Origin of the sequence: Burkholderia sp. LMG 13014 (genome assembly GCF_905232215.1) — a bacterium.
Taxonomy (GTDB): domain Bacteria; phylum Pseudomonadota; class Gammaproteobacteria; order Burkholderiales; family Burkholderiaceae; genus Burkholderia.
In genome coordinates this window covers 1-7653 of the sequence record NZ_CAJNKE010000275.1, presented here as the reverse complement: position 1 = coordinate 7653, position 7653 = coordinate 1, and the positions used below count along the sequence as shown (strand labels likewise).

Annotated in this window: 8 protein-coding genes; 3 read left to right on the top strand and 5 right to left on the bottom strand. The window is 64.2% G+C overall.

The window, feature by feature from the left end; all coding sequences use genetic code 11:
- On the top strand, positions 1-678 hold a 678-nt coding region (locus JYJ84_RS22940), incomplete at its 5' end, for a DMT family transporter (protein WP_205189498.1).
- Positions 679-732: 54 nt separating this feature from the next.
- Here the strand turns inward: JYJ84_RS22940 and JYJ84_RS22935 are convergent.
- On the bottom strand, positions 733-1056 hold the full coding sequence (locus JYJ84_RS22935) for an RnfH family protein (protein WP_039342764.1): 324 nt from the start codon (positions 1054-1056) through the stop codon (positions 733-735).
- A 4-nt stretch (positions 1057-1060) separates the two neighbouring features.
- Positions 1061-1498 carry a type II toxin-antitoxin system RatA family toxin gene (locus JYJ84_RS22930; RefSeq protein ID WP_085039369.1) on the bottom strand — a complete coding sequence of 146 codons (438 nt, stop codon included), beginning with the start codon at positions 1496-1498 and terminating at the stop codon, positions 1061-1063.
- A 98-nt stretch (positions 1499-1596) separates the two neighbouring features.
- Between JYJ84_RS22930 and smpB the strand changes: the two genes are divergently transcribed.
- Entirely contained in the window at positions 1597-2043 is a 447-nt protein-coding gene (gene smpB, locus JYJ84_RS22925) for an SsrA-binding protein SmpB (protein ID WP_122945689.1), read from the top strand.
- 250 nt (positions 2044-2293) lie between these two features.
- Here smpB and JYJ84_RS22920 read toward each other — a convergent pair whose 3' ends face one another.
- From JYJ84_RS22920 to ppsA, 3 genes are all read right to left on the bottom strand, one after another.
- Positions 2294-3229, bottom strand: coding sequence for an SPFH domain-containing protein (locus JYJ84_RS22920; RefSeq protein ID WP_069248266.1), 936 nt, complete (start codon positions 3227-3229; stop codon positions 2294-2296).
- Positions 3230-3262: 33 nt separating this feature from the next.
- Positions 3263-3697: an NfeD family protein gene (locus tag JYJ84_RS22915; protein ID WP_122945690.1), complete on the bottom strand. Its 435-nt coding sequence runs from the start codon at positions 3695-3697 to the stop codon at positions 3263-3265.
- A gap of 333 nt (positions 3698-4030) precedes the next feature.
- Positions 4031-6430, bottom strand: coding sequence for a phosphoenolpyruvate synthase (gene ppsA / locus JYJ84_RS22910; protein WP_122945691.1), 2400 nt, complete (start codon positions 6428-6430; stop codon positions 4031-4033).
- 376 nt (positions 6431-6806) lie between these two features.
- Here ppsA and JYJ84_RS22905 point away from each other — a divergent pair, with 376 nt between their 5' ends.
- The gene (locus JYJ84_RS22905) at positions 6807-7622 is read left to right on the top strand and encodes a pyruvate, water dikinase regulatory protein (protein ID WP_043190854.1); all 816 of its coding nucleotides are present in this window, start codon (positions 6807-6809) and stop codon (positions 7620-7622) included.
- Positions 7623-7653: the final 31 nt, after the last annotated feature.

Sequence of the window (7653 nt, the reverse complement as noted above, 5' to 3'; positions counted from 1 at the left end):
CCCGTCACGGTCACGCTCGCGGGCCTCGGCGACCACGGCGCCGTGCCGCTGCGGCGGCTCGCCGCCCCGCTCGCGCTGGTGATCGCGGGCATCGTCTGCATCAACGTCGACCTGTTCACGTCGGAGGCCGCGCATGCGACGACGCTCGGCCAGAAGCTCGCCGGGATTGCCTGCGCGGCCGGCGCGCTCGCGAGCTGGACCTGGTATGCAGTCGCAAACGCCCGCTATCTGCAGCGCCATCATCATTTCGGCGGCAACGAGTGGTCGGTGCTGTGGGGTGTCGTGACGGGCCTGATCGGCGGGCTCGTCTGGATCGCGATCCTCGCGCGGCCGGACGGCACGGTGCAGGCAGCCGTCCCGGCGTCGCGCTGGCAGCTGTTCTGGCTGCTGAACCTCGTGCTCGCGATCGGCGCGTCGTGGCTCGGCAACGGGCTGTGGAATGCCGCGTCGAAGCGGCTGCCGCTCACGCTGTCGGGCCAGCTGATCGTGTTCGAAACCGTGTTCGCGATGCTTTACGCGTTCGTGTATGACCAGCGGATGCCGCACGCGCTCGAGATCGCCGCGCTGGTGCTGCTGCTCGCGGGCGTCTACGGATCGGTGCGGCAGCACGGCAACACGCCCGCCGGCGGCGATACATCGGGAAGCGCGCCGACAAACGCGAACGCCGCGGCCCACTGAGCGCCGCGGCGTTTGATCAGACGAAACGGGCCTGAAGCCGCGAACCGGCCCGCGTCAGCGCGCGTCCTTGTGCATCCACTTGCGGCCCTCGATGGAGCCGTCGCGGCGCGACTTGTCGACGCGCCGCTGGCGCGCGAGTTTCGGATCGACGATCAACGGGCGGTAGATTTCGACGCGGTCGTGGTCGGCGAGCGGCGCGTCGAGCGGCGCAAGCTTGCCGTACACGCCCGTCTTCGCGTTCGCGAGATCGATTTCCGGGTGCAGCGCGAGCACGCCGCTCGCATCGATCGCCGAACGAACGGTCGCCCCTTCGGGCAGCGACAGCGGAATCAGCGTCTGGCGATCCGGCAGCGCATAGCAGACTTCGATCGACAGCATCGCGTCACCCCTTCCCGTAGCGCTGGTCGGCGCGCTTCACGAACGAATCGACGAACGTGTTCGCGATGTGGCTGAACACGGGCCCGATGATCTTCTCGAGCAGGATGCTCGAGAACTCGTAGTGCAGCGCGAATTCGATCTTGCACGCATCGGCACGCAGCGCCGTGAAGCGCCACGCGCCCGTGAACTTCTTGAACGGGCCGTCCGTGAACTCCATGTCGATCCGCGCCGGGCGCTGCTGCGTGTTGCGCGTCGCGAAATGCTGCTTGATGCCCTTGAAGTTGATGTCGATGCGCGCTTCCATCCCGCTCTCGTCCTGACGGCGAATCTCGACGCCGCCGCACCAGGGCAGGAAATTGGGGTAGTCGGCCACGTCGGTGACGAGGTCGAACATCTGTTCCGCCGAATGACGGATCAATACGGTTTTCTGGACATCTGCCATAAATCGCGCGGCATCGCTTAAGGTGAGAACGCAAGCCGGGCGATTCCCGCCCCGCTTTGCTAAAATCGTGATTTTAAACGAGTTGGCCCGATCCTTTCATGAGCATCATCGACAACAGGAAAGCGCACTTCGATTATCACATCGAGGAACGCTACGAGGCGGGGCTCGTGCTCGAGGGCTGGGAAGTCAAGGCGCTGCGCGCCGGGCGCGGCCAGATCAGGGAAGGTTACGTCGTGATCAAGCACGACGAGATCTTCCTGATCGGTACCCATATCAGCCCGCTGCCCGAGGCTTCGACCCACATCACGCCCGACCCGGTCCGCACGCGCAAGCTGCTGCTGCACCGCGACGAAATCAAGAAACTGATCGGCAAGGTCGAGCAGCGTGGCTACACGCTCGTGCCGCTGAACTTCCACTACAAGGGCGGTCGCGTGAAGTGCGACATCGCGCTCGCGAAGGGCAAGAAGCTGCACGACAAGCGCGAAACCGAGAAGAAGCGCGACTGGGAACGCGAAAAGGCACGCATCATGCGCGCCGGCATCTGATGCGCGCGACGCGCTTCGCAAACGACACGGCCCGCTCGAAGCGGGCCGTGTTGCTTTGGGCCAGGTGAATCGCGGATGCCGGCTGCCAAGCCGTGGCTGAGGCGGCACGCAGCACGCCATACCGCCCGTTTCGACTGAAGAAAGGTGCCGACGACGGCACCGCACGGGCATCATCCGCACCCCGGCTGCGCGACGATTCGCCGCATGCCGATCGCACGCGGCCGCTGCCCACGCACCGCGTACGTCCGACTCAGGCCTTCCCGCCCGAAGCCGCCCCCGCGCTCTTGACGATCGTCAGCGCCGACGAGATCGCGGTGCCGAGATCCGACAGGTTCGACGGCACGATCAGCGTGTTGCCCTGCTTCGCGAGATTCGAGAATGCGCTGACATACTGCTCGGCCACCTTCAGGTTCACCGCGTCCATCCCGCCCTGCGATTGCATCGCGTTCGCGATCTTCTGGATCGCTTGGGCATTCGCTTCGGCCACCGCCAGAATCGCGGCGGCCTCGCCCTGCGCCTGGTTGATCGCAGCCTGCCGCTCGCCTTCGGATTTCTGGATCGCCGCTTCGCGCGCGCCCGACGCGAGGTTGATCTGCTCCTGCTTGCGGCCTTCGGATGCGGCGATCAGCGCGCGCTTTTCACGCTCCGCGGTGATCTGCGCCTGCATCGCGTGCAGGATTTCCTTCGGCGGCGTCAGGTCCTTGATCTCGTAGCGCAGGACCTTCACCCCCCAGTTCGCGGCGGCCTGATCGAGCGCCGACACGATGTTGTGGTTGATGAAGTCGCGCTCCTCGAACGTCTTGTCGAGTTCGAGCTTGCCGACCACCGAGCGCAACGTGGTTTGCGCGAGCTGCGTGATCGCGAGCACGAAGTTGCTCGACCCGTACGACGCCTTCATCGGATCGGTCACCTGGAAATACAGCACGCCGTCGACCTGCAGCTGCGTGTTGTCGCGCGTGATACAGACCTGGCTCGGTACGTCGAGCGGGATTTCCTTCAGCACGTGCCGGTACGCGATGCGATCGACGAACGGCAGCACGATGTTCAGGCCGGGCGACAGCGTCGCGTGATAGCGCCCGAAGCGTTCGAGCACCCACGCATGCTGCTGCGGCACGATCTTCACCGTTTTCGACACGATCACGATCGCGATGACGAGCAGAACCACCCAGATGATCAGCGAATCCATGAAGTATTCCCTCCTTGTTGTATCGGCGGACGATCAGCCCGCGGGTTTCGCCACGACCACGAGACAATTGCCGCGCACGGCACTCACCTGATACACGTGCGCATCGTCGCGTTCGCCGTTCTCGAGCTCGACATCCCAGTCGGCGCCGCGATACTGCACGCGCGCGCGGCCGTCACGCCACGCGTCGACCGTGACGGTCGAGCCGATATCGAGATTGACGTCGGGATTGGTCGACGTGTCGCGCTTCTGCTTGCGGCCAAGCCCCGAACGCCGCAACACGATCATCGCGACGATCGCGACCACGGCCGCCGCGCCGAACTGCACGTGCGGCGCGAAGCCGGCCAGCTGCAGCAGCCCGCCCGCGAGAAAGCCGAGCGCGATCATCAGCAGATAGAACGTGCCGGTCAGCAACTCGGCCACGACCAGCACGCCCACCGCGACCCACCAGAACAGATGCCCCGACATCATTGTGGTCTCCAGAAAAGTCCCCCGCGCTCACCTGCGTCTCATGCAACCAGAATACGCGCTGAAGCGCTGTTCCGGATCGATATATTCGCGGCCCCCGGAGCGAGCGATCGACACGCGCGGGGTGCCCGGCGAGTACCGAAAGGAAACAGCCCCACGCTCACCATGTTCGCTGCCCCCCAAGGGGGCGCTCGGCACTCTTGGGGCGGCCCGGCGAGTACCGACGAAAAAAAACACCCCGGTGTCTACCGGGGTGTTTATAGCATGAACCTTGCATTTTGCCTTCAACGAAAGCGCGATGCCACCGCGCTCTCGTCAAAGGTGAGTTACCGACCGTTACTTCCGGTTGGCAAGCGCCTGCCACGTCTCGATGATCGTGTCGGGGTTCAGCGAGATCGACACGATGCCTTCGTCCGTCAGCCATTGCGCGAAGTCCGGGTGATCGGACGGGCCTTGGCCGCAGATGCCGACGTACTTGCCCATCTTGCGGCAGGTGTCGATCGCGCGCTTCAGCAGGAACTTGACGGCCGGGTCGCGTTCGTCGAAGTCGACAGCCAGCAGTTCCATGCCCGAGTCGCGGTCGAGGCCGAGCGTGAGCTGCGTGAGGTCGTTCGAACCGATCGAGAAACCGTCGAAGTGTTCGAGGAACTCTTCGGCGAGGATCGCGTTGGTCGGGACTTCGCACATCATCACGAGGCGCAGGCCGTTTTCGCCGCGCTTCAGGCCGAACTTCTCGAGCAGGCCGACGACGCGCTCCGCCTGCTTCACGGTCCGCACGAACGGCACCATGATCTCGACGTTGGTCAGGCCCATCTCGTCGCGCACGCGCTTCAGTGCACGGCACTCCATCTCGAACGCCTGCGCGAAGTCTTCAGCGATGTAGCGCGACGCGCCGCGGAAACCCAGCATCGGGTTTTCCTCGTCCGGCTCGTAACGCGAACCGCCGATCAGCTTCTTGTACTCGTTCGACTTGAAGTCGGACAGACGCACGATCACGGGCTTCGGATAGAACGCTGCTGCAATCGTCGCGACACCTTCCGTCAGCTTGTCGACGTAGAACTGACGCGGCGATGCGTGACCGCGCGCGACGCTCTCGACGGCCTTCTTCAGGTCCTGGTCGATGTTCGGGTACTCGAGGATCGCCTTCGGGTGAACGCCGATGTTGTTGTTGATGATGAACTCGAGACGCGCGAGACCCACACCGCCGTTCGGCAGTTGCGAGAAGTCGAACGCGAGCTGCGGGTTGCCGACGTTCATCATGATCTTGACCGGGATTTCCGGCAGTTCGCCGCGCTGCACTTCCGTGACTTCCGTCTCGAGCAGGCCGTCGTAGATCTTGCCTTCGTCGCCTTCCGCGCACGACACGGTGACGAGCGCGCCGTCCTTCAGGATGTCGGTCGCATCGCCGCAGCCGACGACTGCCGGCACGCCGAGCTCACGCGCGATGATCGCCGCGTGGCAGGTCCGGCCGCCGCGGTTCGTGACGATCGCGGCTGCACGCTTCATCACCGGCTCCCAGTTCGGATCGGTCATGTCGGCCACCAGCACGTCGCCCGGCTGCACGCGTTCCATTTCCGACGGATCCTGGATCACGCGCACGGGGCCCGCACCGATCTTCTGGCCGATCGCACGACCCGTCGCCAGCACCTGCGACTGGCCCTTCAGCTTGAAGCGTTGCTCGGCCTTGCCGGTTGCCTGGCTCTTCACCGTTTCCGGGCGTGCCTGCAGGATGAAGATCTTGCCGTCGCGGCCGTCCTTGCCCCACTCGATGTCCATCGGACGCTGGTAGTGCTTCTCGATGATGACCGCGTACTTCGCCAGCTCGATCACGTCTTCGTCGGTGATCGAGTAGCGGTTGCGCTGCTCGTGCGACACGTCGACCGTCTTCACGCGGCCCGGCTCGCCCGGCTGCGTGAATTCCATCTTGATCAGCTTCGAGCCGATCGAGCGGCGGATGATCGGGTACTTGTCCTGTGCGAGCGTCGTCTTGAACACGTAGAACTCGTCCGGGTTCACGGCGCCCTGCACGACGGTTTCGCCCAGGCCATAGCTCGACGTGATGAACACGGCGTCCTTGAAGCCCGATTCGGTGTCGATCGTGAACATCACGCCGGCGGCGCCGACGTCCGAGCGAACCATGCGCTGCACACCGGCCGACAGGGCGACTTCCGCGTGCGTGAAGCCCTTGTGCACGCGGTACGAGATCGCGCGGTCGTTGTACAGCGACGCGAACACGTGCTTCATGCGGTCGAGCACGTCTTCGATGCCGACGACGTTCAGGTACGACTCCTGCTGACCGGCGAACGATGCGTCGGGCAGGTCTTCCGCGGTAGCGGACGAACGCACGGCGAACGACAGCTCGCCCGGCGAGCTGCTCTTCAGGATTTCGAACTGTTCGCGGATTTCCTGCTCGAGACGTGCCTGCATCGGCGCATCGACGATCCACTTGCGGATTTCGGCACCAGCTTCGGCGAGCGCCTTCACGTCGTCGATGTCGAGCGACTCGAGACGCTTGGCGATGCGGTCGGTAAGGTCGTTGTGCTTGAGGAAATCGCGGAACGCGAGCGCGGTCGTGGCGAAACCGGTGGGTACACGAACGCCTGCTTCGGAAAGCTGGCTGATCATTTCGCCAAGCGACGCATTCTTGCCGCCGACGATCTCCACATCGGTCATCCGCAACTGCTCGAACGGAATTACATACGCCTGGTCCTTTGCGACGTTTGCTGCGTTAGTCATACAAGCCCCTAAGTGTGAAAAAAATGCTCGATTGCGCAAGTGGGCTCGGACGCGGGCGCTTGCAAAAAGGCGCGGCGCGTCTTGCGCAACCTGTTAGATAAACAATCGCAGCGGCGGAAAATCTTCCGACCCGATTTGCAAAAATCCCGGCAGAAGGGCGATATTTGCAGACGAATCGCCAAACTTGCCGGGAATTTTTGAATCGCGCGGCGAAGCCTGGGGCGCCGTTCGCGCCCTGCCCCCGCAATTGCTTATCCAACAGGTTGCCGCTATTCTACCGTGCCGGCTGCCGGATGTGGCGCGACCTTGTCACTGCGTCTGGAGGCGAACCTCCAGCCGCCCGCGCAACCGCCCTTCACGTTCGACGCCCAGATTCATGCTGCCTACCGTATTCATCGTCTCCGACGGCACCGGGATCACTGCCGAAACCTTCGCGCACTCGATCCTCTCCCAGTTCGACCAGAAATTCCGCCTCGTGCGCGTGCCGTTCGTCGATTCGCTCGACAAGGCCTACGCGACCCTCGAGAAGATCAACGAGGCCGCCGTGCACGACGGCCGCCGCGCGATCGTGTTCACGACGCTCGTCGACAGCGAGTCGAACGACATCGTCAAGCGCTCGAACGCGCTCGTGCTCGACATGTTCCAGCGCTTCGTGGAACCGCTCGAGCAGGAGCTGGAGCTCAAGTCGAGCCACGCGATGGGCCGCGGCCACCAGAACGCGGACACCGAGGAATACAAGACGCGGATCGAGGCGATCAACTTCTCGCTCGCGCACGACGACGGCCAGTCGAACCGCAACCTGTCGGAAGCCGACGTGATCCTGGTCGGCGTGTCGCGCAGCGGCAAGACGCCGACGAGCCTGTATCTCGCGATGCAGTACGGCGTGAAGGCAGCCAACTATCCGCTGATTCCGGAAGATTTCGAGCGCGGCAAGCTGCCGTCGGCGCTCGCCGCGTACAGCGAGAAGCTGTTCGGGCTGTCGATCGACCCGCAGCGCCTGTCGGAGATCCGTAACGAGCGCCGGCCGGGCAGCAAGTACGCGGCGCCCGAGAACTGCCGCTACGAGATCAACGAGGCCGAAGCGATGATGCGCCGCGAGGGGATCAAGTGGCTGTCGTCGACGCACAAGTCGATCGAGGAAATCGCGACGACGATCCTGCAGGAAATCCGTCTCGACCGGCAGTCGTACTGACACCGGGCGCTGGCGGGCCCGCCGGCCCCCC